Annotated in this window: 12 protein-coding genes; 11 read left to right on the top strand and 1 reads right to left on the bottom strand. The window is 72.4% G+C overall.

Going from position 1 to position 19,747, the window contains the following annotated elements:
- The first annotated feature begins 45 nt into the window (after window positions 1–45).
- From ABZ923_RS17455 to ABZ923_RS17410, 10 genes are all read left to right on the top strand, one after another.
- On the top strand, window positions 46–822 hold the full coding sequence (locus ABZ923_RS17455) for a TIGR03936 family radical SAM-associated protein (RefSeq protein ID WP_361471944.1): 777 nt from the start codon (window positions 46–48) through the stop codon (window positions 820–822).
- Between the two features lie 262 nt (window positions 823–1,084).
- Window positions 1,085–5,701, top strand: a complete 4,617-nt coding sequence (locus tag ABZ923_RS17450; RefSeq protein WP_361471942.1) for an Rne/Rng family ribonuclease — start codon at window positions 1,085–1,087, stop codon at window positions 5,699–5,701.
- 265 nt (window positions 5,702–5,966) lie between these two features.
- On the top strand, window positions 5,967–6,287 hold the full coding sequence (rplU, locus tag ABZ923_RS17445; RefSeq protein WP_028422127.1) for a 50S ribosomal protein L21: 321 nt from the start codon (window positions 5,967–5,969) through the stop codon (window positions 6,285–6,287).
- Window positions 6,288–6,301: 14 nt separating this feature from the next.
- A complete protein-coding gene (rpmA, locus tag ABZ923_RS17440) occupies window positions 6,302–6,556 on the top strand; it encodes a 50S ribosomal protein L27 (RefSeq protein ID WP_023550764.1) in 255 nt (84 codons plus the stop codon).
- A 147-nt stretch (window positions 6,557–6,703) separates the two neighbouring features.
- On the top strand, window positions 6,704–8,152 hold the full coding sequence (gene obgE, locus ABZ923_RS17435) for a GTPase ObgE (protein WP_361471939.1): 1,449 nt from the start codon (window positions 6,704–6,706) through the stop codon (window positions 8,150–8,152).
- 485 nt (window positions 8,153–8,637) lie between these two features.
- A complete protein-coding gene (locus ABZ923_RS17430) occupies window positions 8,638–10,185 on the top strand; it encodes an alkaline phosphatase D family protein (RefSeq protein ID WP_361471937.1) in 1,548 nt (515 codons plus the stop codon).
- Window positions 10,186–10,265: 80 nt separating this feature from the next.
- The gene (locus ABZ923_RS17425) at window positions 10,266–11,474 is read left to right on the top strand and encodes a hypothetical protein (protein ID WP_361471934.1); all 1,209 of its coding nucleotides are present in this window, start codon (window positions 10,266–10,268) and stop codon (window positions 11,472–11,474) included.
- Window positions 11,475–11,669: 195 nt separating this feature from the next.
- Complete coding sequence (locus ABZ923_RS17420; RefSeq protein WP_361471931.1) at window positions 11,670–13,166, top strand: bifunctional cytidylyltransferase/SDR family oxidoreductase; 1,497 nt, start codon at window positions 11,670–11,672, stop codon at window positions 13,164–13,166.
- 189 nt (window positions 13,167–13,355) lie between these two features.
- Window positions 13,356–15,446, top strand: a complete 2,091-nt coding sequence (locus tag ABZ923_RS17415) for a hypothetical protein (protein WP_361472032.1) — start codon at window positions 13,356–13,358, stop codon at window positions 15,444–15,446.
- Between the two features lie 246 nt (window positions 15,447–15,692).
- Entirely contained in the window at window positions 15,693–16,865 is a 1,173-nt protein-coding gene (locus tag ABZ923_RS17410; protein WP_361472029.1) for a glycosyltransferase family A protein, read from the top strand.
- 70 nt (window positions 16,866–16,935) lie between these two features.
- Here the strand turns inward: ABZ923_RS17410 and ABZ923_RS17405 are convergent, their stop codons facing one another.
- Window positions 16,936–18,345 (bottom strand): polysaccharide pyruvyl transferase family protein, encoded by a 1,410-nt coding sequence (locus ABZ923_RS17405; protein WP_361471928.1) that lies wholly within the window; start codon window positions 18,343–18,345, stop codon window positions 16,936–16,938.
- Window positions 18,346–18,578: 233 nt separating this feature from the next.
- Between ABZ923_RS17405 and proB the strand changes: the two genes are divergently transcribed.
- Complete coding sequence (gene proB, locus ABZ923_RS17400) at window positions 18,579–19,685, top strand: glutamate 5-kinase (protein ID WP_361472026.1); 1,107 nt, start codon at window positions 18,579–18,581, stop codon at window positions 19,683–19,685.
- Window positions 19,686–19,747 lie beyond the last annotated feature (62 nt).

The following is a 19,747-nucleotide window of genomic DNA, read 5'->3' as shown; positions in this document are numbered from 1 at the left end:
ACACTGGGCAAGCGACAGCCCGAAGGCCCGCCGCCCGCACCCGCGGTGCAGCGCATCCGACTGCGCTACACCAAGCGCGGCCGCCTGAGGTTCACCAGCCACCGAGACTTCCAGCGCGCCTTCGAGCGGGCGCTGCGCCGCGCCGAGGTGCCCATGGCCTACTCGGCCGGGTTCACGCCGCACCCGAAGGTGTCGTACGCCAATGCCGCACCCACCGGCACGGGCAGCGAGGCGGAGTACCTGGAGATCGCGCTCACCGAAGCGCGCGATCCCGAGACCCTGCGCGTCCTCCTCGACGAGTCGCTGCCCGCCGGGCTCGACGTCGTCGAGGCGGTCGAGGCGCGGACCTCGGGTCTCGCCGACCGGCTGACGGCCTCCGTGTGGGAGCTGCGGCTGGACGGCGTCGACCCGGCCGACGCCCGGCGTGCGGTCGAGGCCTTCACCGGGGCCGACACCGTCGAGGTGCAGCGCATGACCAAGAACGGCGTCCGCACCTTCGACGCCCGCCCGGCCGTGGTGAGCCTGGAGACGCACGGTGCGCCGGCTGATAGGCCGACGGACCAGCCCTGTGCGATACTGCGGCTGGTTGTTCGGCACGTGACGCCTGCCGTACGACCCGACGACGTCCTGTCCGGTCTCCGCGCCGTGGCCGACCTGGCGCCGCCGGTCCCCGCAGCGGTGACCAGGCTGGCGCAGGGGCTGTTCGATGAAGAGACCGGCACGGTGACCGACCCGCTCGCGCCCGACCGCGAGGCTGCCGGGGCCCTGACGGCCCAGCCGGCCGCCGCCGCGACGGCGCCGACGCCGGAAGGTCCCGCGTAGGGACGGACGTCGTAGCGCCGCCCTCGTACTCGGGAGCCACCTGGGTCGGGCAGCGCACCGACCAGAAGACTTTCGCCAGGCCGTACCGACAAGGCGTACGGAACCGGCGAGACAGGACACAGAGTGCTCCCGTGCGGCGCCCGCGCCCCGGACGGCGGCCATCGCGCATCGCGCGGGCCGCGGACGTCAACGGCGGACGGCCTCCAGAGGCCGGCGCCGGACCAGGTGCGGCGCCCGGGAGCCTGACGGGAGAAACGCCCGCATGCTCGAGCCGACCGAACCCACCGAGGGTTCCGAACTCAACACCCCCAGCGACACCCTGCCGCCGCGCAGGCGTCGCCGTGCCGCCTCTCGCCCGGCGGGCCCGCCCGCCGCGGCCGCCGAGGCGCCCGCCGAGGTCACCGTGCCGGCCATACCGGCCGCCGATGCCGACGAGGTCGCCGAAGTGACCGAGGACGTCGAGGCCGTCGAGGTCACCGAGGCCGAAGAGGCCGCTGCGGCGCCCGCCGCCGAGGAGGCCGCTCCCGCCGCGCGTCCGCGTCGCCGGGTCGCCCGCCGGGCCTCCGCGCCCACCGGATCGCCGACCTCCGCCGAGGCCGCCGAGACCGTCGTCCCGGCCGCCGGCGAGCCGGAGAAGACCGCCGTGGCCGAGGCCGGCGCGGTCGTCACCGGCGAGGAAGCCGCTCCGCGCCGCACCCGGCGCCGGGCCACGCGCAGCGTCTCCGCGCCGACCGCCGCCGAGACCGCCGCCGCCGAGGCCGCTGCGACCGCTGCGACCGCCGAGGCCGCCGTGACGGAGGTGCCCGCCGCCGCGGAGGCCGCCGCTCCGGCGCCCGCCGCCGAGGAGGCCCCGGCCGCGCGTCCGCGTCGCCGTGCCGTCCGCCGGGCCTCCGCGCCCACCGGGGCGCCCGCGTCCGCCGAGGCCGCCGAGACCGTCGTCCCGGCCGCCGCGCCCGCTTCGCAGACCGAGGCCGAAGAGGCCGCCGCCCCCGCGCCCGCCGCCGAGGAGACCCCCGCCGAGGAGGCCCCGGCCCCGCGTCCGCGTCGCCGTGCCGCCCGGCGCGCCGGCGCGCCGAAGGCCGCCGAGGCCCCGGCCGCCGCGCCGCAGGCCGCCGACGAGGCTCCCGCCGCCGTGGAGCCGGAGGCGCCGGCCGCCGCCGCGGAGCCCGAGGCCGCCGCCGAGGATGCGGCTCCCAAGGGCCGTACGCGCCGTCGCGCCACCCGCCGGGTGTCCGCGCCCGCCGGTGCGCCCGCGGCCGGCGAGGCCGAGCAGGCCCCCGCCGCCGCGGAGCCGGAGGAGGCTGCCGTCGTGGAGGCGCCGGCCGCCGCCGCGGAGCCCGAGGTTCCCGCCGCCGAGGAGGCCGCTCCCAAGGGCCGTACGCGCCGTCGCGCCACCCGCCGGGTGTCCGCGCCCGTCACCGAGGAAGCCGTGGCCGCCGAGGCCGGCCAGGAAGAGGATGCCGCGGTGACCACCCCCGCCCCGGAGGTCCCCGCGACCACGCACACCACCGAGCCGGCTCCCGCCGCTCAGGCACCGCAGGCCGCCGCCGAGGCCGAGGCCGAGGCGGGGACGCCGCGCCGGTCCCGCCGCCGGGTGGTCCGCGCCGCGTCCGGGTTCGCCGAGCCCGCCCGCCCGGCCCGGCCCGCCGCCGCGGAGGCCGACGAGGCCGATGGCCCGCGCCGGCCCGCCCGCCCCGCCGTCGCCGTCTTCCAGCCGCCGGTCTTCGCCGAGCCCAAGTTCCAGACCCCGGAGCGGGCCGCTGCCGAGGCCGCCGCGGAGGCCGCCGAGGTGGAGGAGCCCGAGGAGTACGCGGAGGAGCGCGCCGAGACCGGCACCCGCCGGCGCCGGCGCCGCCGTGCCGCCGCCGAGGAGACCCGCCCGGCCGAGGCCGCCGCCGTGGAAGAGGAGGAGGCCGAGGAGGCCCCCGAGTCGGCCGAGGACCTCGCCGAGGGCGAGGAGGGCGACGAGACCGAGGGCGCCGAGGGCTTCGAGGAGTCCGGCTCGCGCCGCCGGCGCCGCCGTGGCGGACGCCGTCGCCGGCGCGGTGACGCGGCCGACGGCGAGTCCGGCGAGGGCGTGGACGCCGAGGGCGACGAACTGGCCGCCGAACAGGCCGCGCAGGACGCCGAGGACACCGCCGAGCAGGAGGAGGAGGACGCCGAGGAGGGCCGCTCCGAGGAGTCCGCTTCCAGCACCAGCAGCCGCCGGCGTCGCCGCCGCCGGCGCCGGGCCGGTGACACCGCCGCCGACGCCGAGCCGTCCGACGACGACCCGGAGCGCACGGTCGTCAAGGTCCGCGAGCCGCGCAAGGCCAGCGAGCCGTCCGACGAGGTGCAGTCCATCAAGGGCTCGACCCGTCTGGAGGCCAAGAAGCAGCGCCGCCGGGAAGGCCGTGAGCAGGGCCGCCGGCGCGTTCCGATCATCACCGAGGCCGAGTTCCTGGCCCGCCGCGAGGCCGTCGAGCGCGTGATGGTGGTCCGCCAGCACGGCGACCGTACGCAGATCGGTGTCCTGGAGGACGGCGTGCTCGTCGAGCACTACGTCAACAAGGAGCAGTCGACCTCGTACGTCGGCAACGTCTACCTGGGCAAGGTCCAGAACGTGCTGCCGTCGATGGAGGCCGCCTTCATCGACATCGGCAAGGGCCGCAACGCCGTGCTGTACGCCGGTGAGGTCAACTTCGAGGCGCTGGGCATGGCCAACGGGCCGCGGCGCATCGAGGCCGCGCTGAAGTCCGGCCAGTCCGTGCTCGTGCAGGTCACGAAGGACCCGATCGGTCACAAGGGCGCGCGTCTGACCAGCCAGGTCTCCCTGCCGGGCCGCTACCTCGTGTACGTTCCCGAGGGTTCGATGACCGGCATCAGCCGCAAGCTGCCCGACACCGAGCGGGCCCGGCTGAAGACCATCCTCAAGAAGATCGTCCCCGAGGACGCGGGCGTCATCGTGCGCACCGCCGCCGAGGGCGCGAGCGAGGACGAGCTGCGCCGCGACGTCGAACGGCTCCAGGCGCAGTGGGAGGAGATCCAGAAGAAGGCCAAGAACGGCGGCAGCGCGCCGACGCTGCTGTACGGCGAGCCGGACATGACCGTCCGGGTCGTGCGCGACATCTTCAACGAGGACTTCTCCAAGGTCATCGTCAGCGGTGACGAGGCCTGGCAGACGATCCACGGCTACGTCTCGCACGTCGCCCCGGACCTGGCCGGCCGGCTGTCGCGGTGGACGAGCGAGGTCGACGTCTTCGCCACCTACCGGATCGACGAGCAGCTCGCCAAGGCGCTGGACCGCAAGGTCTGGCTGCCCAGCGGCGGTTCGCTGGTGATCGACCGGACCGAGGCGATGGTCGTCATCGACGTCAACACCGGCAAGTTCACCGGCCAGGGCGGCAACCTGGAGGAGACGGTCACCAGGAACAACCTGGAGGCGGCCGAGGAGATCGTGCGCCAGCTGCGGCTGCGCGACCTCGGCGGCATCATCGTGATCGACTTCATCGACATGGTCCTGGAGTCCAACCGGGACCTGGTGCTGCGCCGCCTGCTGGAGTGCCTGGGCCGCGACCGTACGAAGCACCAGGTGGCCGAGGTGACCTCGCTGGGCCTGGTGCAGATGACCCGCAAGCGGGTCGGCCAGGGCCTGCTGGAGTCCTTCTCCGAGACCTGCGTCCACTGCAACGGCCGCGGTGTCATCGTCCACCTGGACCAGGCCACCGCGAACGGCGGCGGCGGCAAGCGCAAGAAGCGCGGCGGCCGCGGCGAGGCGCCGGAGCCGGTGCACGAGCACGTGCACGAGACGGCCGCCGTGGCCGTGGAGACCGGCGAGGCCGTCGAGCCCGAGGTGGAGACCGCGGCGGAGGTGGCCGCCGAGGCCGCCGAGCCGGTGTCCCTGCCGGCGCCCGAGTTCGCGCCGGACGAGGAGCTGTACAGCAGCGTCGCCGAGGCGGAGGCGGCGGCCGGCCGTGGCCGTACGCGCCGCCGGGCCAGCCGCCGGGCGTCGGCTCCTGCGGGCGCGCCGAAGGCGGAGCGTGCGCCGAAGGCCGAGCGGGCACCCAGGGCCGAGCGGGCCGCCAAGGCGGAGGCCCCGGCGGGCGAGCAGGCCCCGGTGGCCGAGCAGGCCGCGCAGGCCCAGGTTCCGACCGCCCAGGACGTCACCGCCGAGGAGGCGGCGGCGCGCCCGGTGCAGCCGGAGCCGGCCGCGGAGGCGCTGGCCGAGCCGGTGGCCGCCGAGGACCAGGTGGTTCCGGCGCCGCAGGCCGAGGCCCCCGCCGCCGAGGAGGCCGCGCCCAAGGGCCGTACGCGCCGTCGGGCGACCCGGAAGGTGTCGGCCCCGGCCGGCTCTCCCGAGGGTGCCGAGGCGGCCGTGGTGACGGTGCCGGAGACCGAGCACGCGGCCGAGGCGCCGGCGGAGCAGCCCGCTCCGGCCGCGGAGGCCCCGGTCGCCGAGGCCCCGGCCGAGCAGCCGGCGGAGGCCGAGAGCGCCGCCGCCCCGGCCCGCCCGCGGCGCCGTGCGGTGCGCAAGGCCACCGCGCCGACCGCGCCCGAGGAGGCGGCCGTCGTGGTCGTCCCGGCGGCCGCGCCGGAGGCGGCCGAGGCGGCACCGGCTGAAGCCGCCCCGTCCGAGGCGGCCGCGCAGGCCCCGGCGGGCGAGGTGACGGCCGAGGAGGCGGCCGAGGCCACCGCTCCGGCCAAGAAGGCGGTCCGCAAGACCGCCGCCAAGAAGACGGCGGCGAAGAAGACGGCCGCCACCGCCAAGAAGACCGCGGCCAAGAAGACGGCCGCGAAGAAGACGACGGCCAAGAAGGCGGCCAAGACCGCCAAGACGGCCGCCGCGAAGTCGACGGCGAAGAAGACCACCACGGTCTCCACCGCCGGCGACGAGGGCTGACGCCCGCGGTGTGCGGCCGGTTCACGTGACCGGCCGCACACCGGTGGGGCCCGTCCCGAGTGACCGGCCGCACACCCCCGGGGCCCGGTTTGACCCCCTCGCCCGTGGCCCCGTAACCTTGACCGTCGGCGTGTCCACTGAACACGCCACATCCCCGTAAACCTCTTCCTTCCGGACGCATGGCGGGCCGGGAGAGGTCGTCCGTGGTCTTCCTGGACGACTGGCCTGCGGGGGTGCCGTTTCTTCGAGCGAAAGTGAGATCCGCGTGTACGCCATCGTGCGCAGCGGTGGTCGCCAGCACAAGGTTGCTGTCGGCGACATCGTTGAGGTTGACAAGATTTCCACTGCCAAGGTTGGCGACACGGTCGAGCTCTCGACCCTGCTCGTTGTCGACGGCGACTCCGTGACCAGCGACCCGTGGGTGCTGGCCGGCATCAAGGTCCAGGCCGAGGTCGTGGACCACCACAAGGGCCAGAAGATCGACATTCTGCGCTACAAGAACAAGACCGGCTACCGCCGTCGGCAGGGCCACCGCCAGCAGTACACGGCGATCAAGGTCACGTCGATCCCCACGGCTGCGAAGTAAGGGACTGAGGAGAAATGGCACACAAGAAGGGCGCATCGTCCACCCGGAACGGTCGCGACTCCAACGCCCAGCGGCTCGGCGTGAAGCGCTTCGGCGGTCAGGTCGTCAACGCGGGTGAGATCCTGGTCCGCCAGCGTGGCACCCACTTCCACCCCGGCGCCGGTGTCGGCCGCGGCGGCGACGACACGCTGTTCGCGCTGCAGGCCGGTGCGGTGGAGTTCGGTACCCACCGCGGCCGCAAGGTCGTGAACATCGTTCCGGTCGCCTGAATCGTCTGATTCACGCGCTGAACGCTTTCGCGAGGCGGACCTCACTTCCCGGTCGGGAAGGCGGGTCCGCCTTTCGCGTGTTACCCCCACAAGACACACCCGTACGCCCCCGGCCCGGCCGGGGGGATCCCCAGGAGGCACCGAACCATGACCACCTTCGTGGACCGCGTCGAGCTGCACGTCGCCGCGGGTAACGGAGGCCACGGCTGTGCCTCCGTCCACCGTGAGAAGTTCAAGCCGCTCGGCGGCCCCGACGGCGGCAACGGCGGCCGGGGCGGAGACGTCATCCTGACCGTCGACCAGTCGGTCACGACGCTGCTGGACTACCACCACTCCCCGCACCGCAAGGCCACCAACGGCAAGCCCGGCGAGGGCGGCAACCGCTCCGGCAAGGACGGCCAGGACCTGATCCTGCCGGTGCCGGACGGCACGGTCGTCCTGGACAAGGCGGGCAACGTGCTCGCCGACCTGGTCGGCCACGGCACCTCGTTCATCGCCGCGCAGGGCGGCCGGGGCGGCCTCGGCAACGCGGCGCTGGCCTCCGCCCGCCGCAAGGCGCCCGGTTTCGCGCTGCTCGGCGAGCCCGGGGACGTCCAGGACATCGTCCTGGAGCTGAAGACCGTCGCCGACGTGGCCCTCGTCGGCTACCCGAGCGCCGGCAAGTCCTCGCTCATCTCCGTCCTGAGCGCGGCCAAGCCGAAGATCGCCGACTACCCGTTCACCACGCTGGTCCCGAACCTGGGCGTGGTCACCGCCGGCTCCACCGTCTACACCATCGCCGACGTGCCCGGCCTGATCCCGGGCGCCAGCCAGGGCAGGGGCCTGGGCCTGGAGTTCCTGCGGCACGTGGAGCGGTGCAGCGTGCTGGTGCACGTGCTGGACACCGCGACGCTGGAGTCCGACCGCGACCCGGTCTCCGACCTCGACATCATCGAGGAGGAGCTGCGGCAGTACGGCGGGCTCGACAACCGTCCCCGGATCGTCGTCCTGAACAAGGTCGACGTGCCGGACGGCAAGGACCTCGCCGAGATGGTCCGCCCCGACCTGGAGGCCCGCGGCTACCGGGTCTTCGAGGTGTCGGCCGTGGCGCACATCGGGCTGCGCGAGCTGTCCTTCGCCCTCGGCGAGCTGGTCTCCACCGCGCGTGCCGCCAAGCCGAAGGAGGAGGCGACCCGGATCGTCATCCGGCCCAAGGCCGTGGACGACGCGGGCTTCACCGTCGTACGCGAGGATGTCGGCGGCGAGCCGCTGTTCCGGGTGCGCGGCGAGAAGCCGGAGCGCTGGGTGCGCCAGACCGACTTCAACAACGACGAGGCCGTCGGCTACCTCGCCGACCGGCTCAACCGCCTCGGTGTGGAGGAGCAGCTGATGAAGGCGGGCGCTCGCTCGGGCGACGGCGTGGCCATCGGCCCCGAGGAGAACGCGGTCGTCTTCGACTGGGAGCCGACGGTCATGGCCGGCGCCGAGATGCTCGGCCGCCGCGGCGAGGACCACCGCTTGGACGAGCCCCGGCCCGCGGCACAGCGCCGGCGGGACAAGCAGGCGGAGCGCGACGAGGCACTGCGGGAGTTCGACGAGTTCAACCCGTTCGAGTAGGGCTCGGCGGGCGCTGCCCGGCCGCGGCTGAGCCCGCGGTGCGCTGACGGTACGACGCGGAGAGGACCCCGGTCCTCTCCGCGTCGCGTTTTCGCGGTGCGGGACCGGCTGGTCACCGGCGGCCCCGGCCGGGCCTTCCCCGGCCGGCTCCCTTTCATTCGCTTTTTCCGGACAATCGTCGGCCCGGCCACCGGGGCCGGTGCGTGCGCCGCCCCGGCCTGGTCCGGTGCACGGTCCCGCGGCTGACGGCCCCTCAGGAGAGCGTGCGACACGCCGGTGGGCGTCAGTGGCGGGGCGGATTCCGATCTACCGTCAGATCCGTTGTGGCGCGACGGTTTTCTCGTGCCGCAACGGGTCTCCTGTTGTCTCCCTATTTGTCATGCTCGCGATGCGCTTGGTTCAGCAGGCGGACCGTCCGGCCGTGGGAACTTCCGACTGTCCGACACACCTGTCCAAGTGGCCACTGTGGCAAAGGGAGTCAGCGCATGACCGCACCATCGCCCGACCGCCGCCGCTTTCTGACCGCCGGGGCCGCCGTCCTCGGGGCCGCGGCCTCCGCCCAGTTGTGGCTGCCCGGCACCGCCCGCGCCGCCGGCACCCCGCTCCCCGACGGCGTCTTCACCCTCGGCGTCGCCTCCGGCGATCCGCTGCCCGACGGGGTCGTGCTGTGGACCAGACTCGCGCCCGACCCGCTGAACGGAGGCGGCATGCCCGATGCCGTCTTCCCCGTGGAGTGGGAGATCGCCGAGGACGAGCGGTTCCGCAGAACCGCCCGCCGGGGCACCGCCGAGGCCCGCCCGGAACTCGGCCACAGCGTCCACGTGGACGTCCGCGGCCTGCGCCCGGACCGCCCGTACTGGTACCGCTTCCGGGCCGGCACCCAGCTCTCGCCCACCGGCCGCACCCGCACCGCGCCCCACCGGCACCAGCGGGGCGGCTCCCTGCGCGTCGCCCTCGCCTCCTGCCAGAACTGGCAGCACGGCTACTTCACGCCGTACGCCGACATGCTCGCCCAGGACCCCGATGTCGTGCTCTTCGTCGGTGACTACATCTACGAGTCCGCGCCCTCGGCGACGGCCGTACGGCGGCACGAGGGCAAGGGCGAGCCGTACACCCTGGTGCAGTACCGCAACCGGTACGCCCAGTACAAGACCGACCCCGACCTCGCCGCGATGCACGCGAGCGCCCCCTGGGTGGTCACCTTCGACGACCACGAGGTGGACAACGACTGGGCCGGCGAGATCCCGCAGGACCCCGACAAGCAGCCGCACGACAAGTTCGTGGCCCGGCTGACGGCGGCCTTCCAGGCGTACTACGAGCACATGCCGGTGCGTGCCACCGCGGTCCCCACCGGCCCGCACATCCAGATGTACCGCCGCCTGGAGTTCGGCCGGCTGGCCCGGCTCAACGTGCTCGACACCCGGCAGTACCGCAGCGACCAGGCCACCACGCAGGAGGGCGCCGAGGCGCCGGCGCAGACCATGCTCGGCGCCGAGCAGAAGCAGTGGCTGCTCGACGGGCTGTACGACTCCCCGGCCCGCTGGAACCTCGTCGCCTCGCAGATCATGATGGCGGAGACCGACCTGCTGCCCGGCGACGGCAAGCTCTGGTACTACGACGCCTGGGACGGCTACCAGGTCGAACGCAACGCCCTGCTGGAGGAGTTCGCCGACATCCGCAACCCGGTCGTGCTGAGCGGCGACCGCCACCTGACGATGATCAGCGACCTGCGGACCGACTACGCCGACCCCGACTCGGACGTGGTCGGCGCCGAGTTCGTCGGCACCTCCATCTCCAGCAGCGGCGACCAGGACCAGGACGCCTTCCACCGGCAGTGGGACCCGCTGATGGCGGACAACCCGCACTGGAAGTTCATCGACGCCCACCGCGGCTACCACCTGTTCGACATCCGCCGCGACGGCATCGACGCCCGGGTGCGGGCCGTCGACACGGTGCTGAAGCCGCAGGCGACGGCGAGCACCCTGGCCCGGCTGCGGGTGGAGTCGGACGAACCGGGCGTCCGGCTGGTGTGACGCCCCCGAGCCTGGGACTCAGCCGGGTCCCAGGCTCCACTCAGCCCTACCTCAGGCGACACTCCTACCGTCCGTTGCCCATGGAGACGGACTGTACGACCACACCCCCGCCCGCGGCGGCGGACCGCGCGCCCACGTCTGCCGTCGAGCCCCTGCCCGCCGGCACCCGGCTGCTGCACATCGGCCCGCACAAGACCGGGACCACCGCCGTCCAGGGCGCCCTCTTCGCCGCCAGGGAGCGGCTGCCGGCGTACGGCGTGGCGTTCCCCGCGCACACCCGGCACCCGATGGAGGCCGCCCTCGCCGCCTGCGCCCGGCCCCCGATGATGGGCGACACCAGGCCCACCGGCCGGCACTGGACCCGGCTGCTGGAGCAGGTGCGGGCCACCGGCGGCAGCACCTCGGTGATCAGCAGCGAGTTCTTCGCCGACGCCCCCGACGACGGCACGATCGCCCGGATCGTGGAGCAGCTCGGCGGCGACCGCGTGCACGTCCTGGTCACCCTGCGGCCGCTCGTCCGGATCATGCCCTCGCAGTGGCAGCAGTACGTGCAGAACGGACTGCGCATGGGCTACGCGGACTGGCTGGAGCACATGCTGCGCAAGCCGCCGTACGAGAAGCCGAACCCGAGCTTCTGGCAGCGGCACCGGCACGACCGGCTGGTCGAGCGCTGGGCCCGGGCGACCGGTCCCGAGCGGGTCACCGTGGTCGTGGTGGACGACCGGGACCGGGGCGGGCTGATGCGCACCTTCGAGGCGCTGCTCGGCCTGCCGGAGAATCTCCTGCAGCCGGTTCCGGACGCCACCAATCGGTCACTCACCCTGGCCGAGACCGAAATGCTGCGGCACCTCAATGTGGAATTCCGCGGCAATGGGCTGCCGGACGAGCTGTATTCCCGCCTCGTCCGCAACGGTGCCGTGCCGCATATGAAGAACACGTGCAGCCCCACGCCCCGGGACGTGAAGATCCCGACCCCCCGCTGGGCGGTCGACGCGGCCGCCGCGCTCGGTGCCGAGGCGGCGGAGCGGATCACCGCGCTGGGCGTCCGCGTCCTCGGCGATCCGGCGCTGCTGTCCGCCGTACCGGAACGGCCGGAGCGGCCGGACGGACCTGATCAACAGGGCTCGGAAGAGCCCGGGATCGCGCCGGAGGCCGCGGCTCGGGCACTGTACGGAGCGCTCGCCGCGGCGGCCTCGGCGGCTCCCGCACGCGATGTGCACCGGACGCCGTCGAAGGAACTCGTGCGGGTACTCGGGCACCGTTGCCTGAAGCGACTGCGGCGGCGCTGAACCCCGTTCACGGGCACCTGTGGACTTACTCACAGCAAATTCACGGGCGTTCACGCGGCCCGCCGCCAATCACCAGGAGTGCAAGGTGAATGACAGGTTGCGCGCACATATGCAACGGAGGGCACTCACCTTGCACTGCGGTTACCGGAAGTGGGACCATTTCACGGTTCCCTGTCGCCCCAAGGTAGGTCACCTGTGTCCCAGCACATAGCCAAGCCCCGTACCACCGCAGTGATCCTGGCCGGTGGCACCGGTCAGCGGGTGGGTCTGTCGATCCCCAAGCAGCTGCTGAAGATCGCCGGGAAGGCAGTCATCGAGCACACCCTGACCACCTTCGAGAAGGCGGACTCGATCGACGACGTCATCGTGCTGATGGCCCCGGGCTACGTACCGGACGTCGAGAAGATCGTCGCCAAGGCGGGCTTCACCAAGGTGAAGAAGATCATCGAGGGTGGTTCGACGAGGAACGAGACCACCGAGCGCGCCATCTCCGCGCTCCGCGAGGGCCTGGCCGAGGGCGAGGACCTCAACGTCCTCTTCCACGACGCCGTACGCCCGCTGCTCTCGCAGCGCGTCATCGACGACTGCGTGGCCGCGCTGGAGCGCTACCAGGCGGTGGACGTCGCCATCCCGTCCGCCGACACCATCATCGTCACGCGCACGCACGGCGAGGACGGCGAGTTCATCACCGAGATCCCGGACCGCTCCCGGCTGCGCCGCGGCCAGACCCCGCAGGCCTTCAAGCTGTCCACCATCCGCCGCGCCTACGAGGTCGCCGCCGGCGACCCCAACTTCCAGGCCACGGACGACTGCTCGGTGGTCCTCAAGTACCTGCCGGACGTGCCGATCCACGTCGTCGCGGGCGACGAGTACAACATGAAGGTGACCCAGCCGGTCGACGTCTTCATCGCCGACAAGCTGTTCCAGCTCGCCTCCACCGCCGCGCCCGAGCAGAACGGCGAGGAGGCCTACCGCGAACTCCTCACCGGCAAGACCGTCGTCATCTTCGGCGGCTCCTACGGCATCGGCAAGGACATCGCCGAACTCGCCGGATCCTACGGCGCGAACGTCTACGCGCTGGGCCGCTCCACCACCGGCACCCACGTGGAGAACCCGGAGGAGGTCGACGACGCGCTGTCCAAGGCGTACGCGGAGACCGGCCGGATCGACTACGTCGTCAACACCGCGGGCGTGCTGCGCATCGGCAAGCTCGCCGAGACCGACAACGCCACCATCGAGGAGGCGCTGAAGGTCAACTACCTGGCCCCGGTGCAGATCGCGCGCTCCTCCTACAAGTACCTCGCGGAGACCAAGGGCCAGCTGCTGCTCTACACCTCCAGCAGCTACACCCGCGGCCGCGCCGAGTACTCCCTGTACTCCTCCACCAAGGCCGCCATGGTGAACCTCACCCAGGCGCTGTCCGACGAGTGGGCCGGCGACGGCATCCGGGTCAACTGCATCAACCCCGAGCGCACCGCCACCCCGATGCGCACCAAGGCCTTCGGCCAGGAACCGTCCGGCTCCCTGCTCTCCTCCGAGGCCGTGGCCCGTACCTCCCTGGACGTGCTGCTGTCCGAGCTGACCGGGCACGTCATCGACGTCCGCCAGCAGGACCCGACCGCGGGTGCCGCCAAGGCCTCCGGCTTCGAGCAGGCGCTGGCCACCGTCCTGGACCGTCAGGACGGCGTGTAATAATCAGAGCTAATTAAGCTTTTGGGAATTCAGGCCTCTGCGGGTACCCGTTCACCGGGTATTCGCAGAGGCCTGTATCCGTACCCCACAGGAATTACCGGCTTCTCCCGACATTCCTGAACAAAACCGGCACTCCCCCCTCCCAGAGCAGGTTTCTCCGTGATATCCACCGCTATTCGCGTCGCCCGGGTGGGCAGCGCGGCCGAGCTGGCCGCGGCGGCCCTCGTGATGCTGGGCTTCCCGGCACTCATGCTGGCCGCGCTGGTCCCGAGCGTTCCCGCCTTCGCGGCCCTGGCCGCCGTGACGTACCTGGCGGACCACTATCTGCACCGCAAGGGCAGCTACCTGATCAACCGCCTCAGCAAGGTCCGGGCGGGCCTGTCGATCCGCTTCCTGATCCGACAGCTGCTGCTGATCCTGCTGCTGGCCCGTCTGTCCCTCTCGGACGACCTGATCTTCTACGGCGCGGTCGCCTGCTTCATCGCCTTCTACGGCCTCCAGGCCCCGCACGGCGCCCTGGTCACGCTGATCCGCAACCGGCGCCGCATGCCGGTCGCCACCCGCAACATCGACCTGAAGTCCCGGATCCGCATCCCGGACGCCCCGCCGCGCGGGCTGCTGCACCGCTCCGCGGAGAAGATGCTCCACCTCGACCTGTTCGCGGTCGTCGGCATCCTCGTCTCCGCGGAACTGGGGTCCGCCGGGTTCGGCTTCCTCGGCATCGGTCTCACCGTCGGCCTGGGCACCGGGTACATCCTGCGCCTCCTGCCGTACGTGCGCGGCCGGCGGGTCCCGCCGAAGGCCGAGACCGTGCTCGCCGCCGTCGACGACTGGCTGGCCGCCTACAAGCCCGAGACGGTCCTGTACTTCTCCGGCTCCAAGGACTCCGCGTACCAGGTCAACATGTGGCTGGAGACGATGGAGCAGCTGGAGACCCGGCCACTGATCATCCTCCGCGAGCGCGTCATCCTCGGCAACCTCGCGCCGACCACGGTCCCCGTCATCTGCGTGCCCGGAGGGGTGCACCTGATGAACCTGGACCTGTCCACCGTGCGGGTCGCCCTGTACGCGGCCAACGTCGGCAAGAACATCCACCTGCTGCGCGTGCCCACCATGAAGCACGTCTTCATCGGCCACGGCGACAGCGACAAGCTGGCCAGTGTCAACCCGTACAGCAAGGTGTACGACGAGGTGTGGACCGCCGGCCGGGCCGGCCGCGACCGGTACGCCATCGCCGACGTCGGCGTCCGCGACGAGGACATCGTGGAGGTCGGCCGCCCGCAGCTGGCCCCCATCCAGGGCTGGCAGGGCGTGCCCGAGGGCCGCATCCCGACCGTGCTGTACGCGCCCACCTGGGAGGGCTGGGACGGCAACCCCGGCAACACCTCGATCGTGCTCGCCGGCGAGAACATCGTGCAGAAGCTGGTCGTGGCCGACCCGCCGGTCCGCGTCCTGTACAAGCCGCACCCGTTCACCGGCACCGTCAGCAGGGAGGCCAAGGCCGCCCACCAGCGCATCACCGCCCTGGTCGAGAAGGCCGCCGCCGAGCGCGCCGCCGACTCCCGGTTCACCGCCGACGGCGCCGCCATGGAGCAGGCCAAGGCCGAGCTGGCCCGCATCGAGGCCCGTCTTGCCGAGCTGACCGTCGCCGGCGGCACCAAGGGCGACGAGGCCGAGGCCACCCGCGACGGCGTCGTGGACGTGCACCGGCACGAGGAGATCGCCCGGCTGCGCGCCGAGTGGAACGACGCCTACTGGCGCTCCTTCCCCTCGTACGAGCACCGCGTCATCACGGGCGCCGAGCCGCGCCTGTACGACTGCTTCAACGTCTCCGACGCGATGGTCTCCGACATCTCCTCCGTGGTCTCCGACTTCATCGCGAGCGGCAAGCCGTACGCCGTCACCGACTCCGGTGAGCTGGGCGCCGAGGAGTTCAAGCGGCAGAACACGGCCGTGCGCGCCGCGGTGATCCTGTCCAACAGCGCGGCCGAGCTGGGTGGTCTGCTGGACGCCGTGCGCGACCCGGCGGGCGACCCGCTGGCGGAGGACCGCAAGGAGCTGAAGCAGTACCTGCTCGGCCCGGACGAGCCGAAGTCGATCGACCAGTTCAACGCCGCGGTCGCCGACCTCGCCCTCAAGGCCGAGGCCCGCAACGTCGGCCAGCAGTCCCGGCTGGGCGCGGCGAACGCCGACCCCGCCGAGACGGCCGAGCTGACCAACGCGGTGCCGGGCCAGCGCACCGCGTCGGCCGGCGAGACGGACGGCGTCGGCGCGGGCTGACCGCCCCGAAGCGCGCACCGGGCCCCCGAGGAGCACGCTCCTCGGGGGCCCTTTCTCACCCTCGATCCCGGCAGGGCGTTGTGTCATGTCCCACTCTTTGCCTTCCGTAGAGCAACCGCTTCCCCCGGTTGTCCGTCTAACACATTGCGATTGAGGTGATACGGGGGAAATACTCCGTGATGAGGGGGAAAAGTGACCGTCGTGACGCAGCCTGATGTGAGCGTGATCATCGGGGCGTACGAAGCGATGCCGTACCTGGTCGAGTGCCTGGCATCCGTCGAGGCACAGACCATCGACCCGGCGCGCCTGGAGGTCATCGCGGTCGACGACGGCTCGACCGACGGCACGGGCGACTGCCTCGAGGAGTTCGCCGCCCGCGCCCCCATGCGGGTCACCGTGATCCGCCAGGAGAACTCCGGCGGCCCCAGCGGCCCGCGCAACGTCGGCCTGGGCAAGGCGGCCGGACGCTTCGTCTTCTTCCTCGACGCCGACGACCGGCTCGGCCCCGAGGCCCTGGAACGCATGGTCGCCATGGCCGACAAGAACGGCACGGACGTCGTCCTCGGCCGGGTCGAGGGCGTCAACCGCACCGCGCCGAAGTCCATGTGGGGCAAGAACCTCGACCGGGCCGACGTCTTCACCTCGAACATCAAGTTCACGCTCAGCGCGCAGAAGCTGTTCCGCCGCTCGCTGCTGGAGCAGCACGGCATGCGCTTCGACGAGTCGCTGTTCACCGGCGAGGACGCCCTGTTCACGCTGGAGGCGTACCTGCGCGCGGACGGCGTCTCCGTGCTCGCCGACTACACCTGCTACTACCTGGTCGGCCGCGACGACGGCAAGCACGTCACCAAGAGCGGCAGCTACACCTTGCGCTTCGACTCCGCGCGCGCCCTGATGAAGCTGATCGCCGACATGGTCCCGGCCGGCGACAAGCGCGACCTGCTCATGGTCCGGCCGTTCCTCATCACCCTGCTGCCGCAGTTCGGGCCCAAGTTCCTCACCGACAGCGAAGAGGTCCGCCGGCACAAGTTCGAGCTGGCCAAGCCGCTGATGGACGCCTACTGGACGCCCGGGGTGTCCCGCCGTCTGAAGGTCCACGAGCGGCTGCGGCTGCACCTGGTCGCCATGCAGCGCGCCGACCTGCTGCTGGACGTCGTCAAGTTCGTCAAGGCGAAGAAGCAGGCCGCGGCCGTGCTGGAGAAGCGCGGCACCCGCCTGTACCTGATCTACCCGCACTTCCGGTCCAGAACGGCCCGCATCCCCGACGAGATCTACCTCGCCGACCCCCGCGAGGCCCGCGCCTTCCTGGGCTACCGCGAGGCGGTCGCCAACTCCGTCCCGCGCCGCGCCCTGCGCAAGGCGCGGCGGATCCTGCGCCGGATGCTGCCGGGCAAGCGCTTCGGGGCGGCCGCGGCCTGAGCGGCCGGCCGGGTACGACCGCGGGGCCCCGAGCCGGTGCGCCAGGGGCCCTTCGTTCCGCCGGAGGCGGCTACTGCCTGCCCGACTGCAGGGCGCGGCGCAGGGGCCGGCCCACCACGCGCCGCGCGCGCCGGTAGACGGACGTGGCCGGGGCCGCGCCCGCCGTGGCCTTCTGCGCCTTCGCCTTCTGCGACTTCGCCAGTTCGCGCCGCAACCGGGCGTTGTCCTGGGTCAGTTCCGTCACCTGGCTGTGCAGCCAGCCGAACCGGCTGCTGAGCGAGGCGAGATCGGTGTCGTTCCACGGCCGGACGCCCGGCGGGAACGACAGCGCGCGCATCCTTTGGTCGAAGGCCGCGCCGCCGTCGCCGTGCGTGAAGGTGTTCCGCAGCCCGTTCCCGTCCAGGAACCGCACGAACCGGTCGAAGCGCTCCGCGTGCCCCCGGACCAGCCCGCTCAGGTCCGCCTGCTCGTACAACCGGGCCGGATCCGCCGCCTGGGGGTCCTTCGCGGCCTGGTCCAGCCGCAGGTGCGGGATCTCGAAGTAGCGGCACAACTCCAGCGTGCGCGAGTCGCCGCACAGCACCGTCGCGGGCGTCCCCGCCAGCAGGGCCGCGATGTTGCCGTGGATGCGGGAGCCGAAGGAGAAGTCGAAGGACCGCAGGTCGTCGATCCAGGTGACCGGGTCGACGTACACCCGCACCTTGCCCTCCCGGTACATCGGGTGGTCCGGGTGCGTCGGCATCGCCGTCACGCGGGCGTTCGGGTCCGTGAGGTCCCGCCAGTGCAACTGCCGTGCGTCGCTGATGTTCTGGCCGACGAAGCACAGGTTCGGGTAGCGGGCGTGGGTCCGGGTGATGATCCGGTCCAGGCCCTGCTTCTGCACCGCGCTGTGCGAACCGTTCACCGCGATCCGCGCGTCCGCGGTCAGCTCCGGCACCTTCTTGCGCACGTCGAGATCGCTGCCGTACAGGAACATCGACGGGCAGCCGATGACCTCGACGTCCCGGAAACCCATGTCCCGCAGGTACTGCTCGGTGAACTCGCCGCGCACCCCGATCGAGGCGCTGCGGTCCAGCACCGCCGCGCAGAACTCGCGCACGGTCTGCTCCATCGGCTTCAGCCGCGCCGGGTCGTAGCCGAGCCCGGTCTGCGCGCCGACGCCCAGGACCACCACGGGGATCCGCAGCTTGCCGATCAGCCGGGTCAGCCGCTTCAGCCGGCTCTCGAAGGACGGCCGGAAGGCGTTGGCCAGCGGCACGACGAACGCGTCGTACTCCTCGTTGATCCGGGCGGCCGCGGTCACGTCCGTGCCGATGCCGTTGGAGACGACCTCGGTCCCGGGCGTTTCGAGGATCTTGTGCGCCGCGTCACTGAAGATCAGGTTGCCGGCGTTGGTGGCGATGACGTCCCGGTGGAGAGCCTCCTCGACGGAGAGGACGTCGTACGGGCTCTTGCCCGAGCGCAGCAGGATGCGCCTCACAGGGGGAACAGTAGGTGACACAAACTTCAACATATGTTGAACAGGGATTTAATTTCTACAAGCAACCAACACAACTTTTTTGCCGTACGCAAATGGTGAGCGAATGACTACTCTTCGCCTGTCCGGGAGCTGGACCGGTGCGCACCACCCGATCCCCTTCGCGTAGATTGCCGGACAGGCAGCCGGCAACGCGCGAGGGGACCGAGGGCAAGGTGGCAAGGGCAAGGCAGGCCGTGGGCGAGGCCCGCAGGATCGTCGTCAAGGTGGGCTCCTCCTCGCTGACCACCGCCGCGGGCGGTCTGGACGCCGACCGCGTCGACGCGCTCGTCGACGTCCTCGCCAAGATCCGCAGCGGCGGCGAGAAGGAGATCGTGCTCGTCTCCTCCGGTGCCATCGCCGCCGGCCTCGCCCCGCTCGGCCTGCGCCGCCGCCCCAAGGACCTGGCCCGCCAGCAGGCCGCCGCCAGTGTCGGCCAGGGCCTGCTCGTCGCCCGCTACACCGCCTCCTTCGCCCGCTACGGCGTCCGCGTCGGCCAAGTCCTGCTCACCAGCGACGACATGAGCCGCCGCGCCCACCACCGCAACGCCTCCCGCACCCTCGACAAGCTGCTCGCGATGGGCGCCTTCCCGATCGTCAACGAGAACGACACCGTCGCCACCGACGAGATCCGCTTCGGCGACAACGACCGCCTCGCCGCCCTCGTCGCCCACCTCGTCCACGCCGACCTCCTCGTCCTCCTCTCCGACGTCGACGGCGTCTACGACGGCGACCCCAGCAAACCCGGCACCTCGCGCATAGCCGAGGTGCGCGGGCCGGAGGACCTCGCCGGCGTCGAGATCGGCAGCGCGGGCAAGGCCGGTGTCGGCACCGGCGGCATGGTCACCAAGGTGGAGGCCGCCCGGATCGCCGCCGCCGCCGGCATCCCGGTGGTGCTGACCAGCGCCGTCCACGCGGCCGAGGCCCTGGCCGGCGGCGACACCGGCACCTACTTCCACCCCGCCGGCAAGCGTTCCGCCGACCGGCTCCTCTGGCTCCAGCACGCCTCCACCCCGCAGGGCGCCCTGGTCCTGGACGACGGCGCGGTGGACGCCGTCGTGAAGCGGCGCACGTCGCTGCTGCCGGCCGGAATCGCCGCCGTGGAGGGCGAGTTCAGCGCGGGCGACCCCGTCGAACTGCGGGACTCCGCCGGCCGCGCGGTGGCCCGCGGACTCGTCAACTTCGACGCCAAGGAGATCCCCCGGCTGATCGGACGGTCGACCCGGGAGCTGGCCCGCGAGCTGGGCCCCGCGTACGAACGCGAGGTCGTACACAGGGACGACCTCGTCCTCCTGCATACCTGACTCTCGCAAAACAGCTCGTAAAACAGGGCGTAAGGAACGCCCCCGGTGGGGGACGTTCCGTA

The sequence above is a fragment of the Streptomyces sp. NPDC046881 genome (assembly GCF_040645015.1).
Classification (GTDB): Bacteria; Actinomycetota; Actinomycetes; order Streptomycetales; family Streptomycetaceae; genus Streptomyces.
This window is presented reverse-complemented; position numbering and strand designations above follow the sequence as displayed.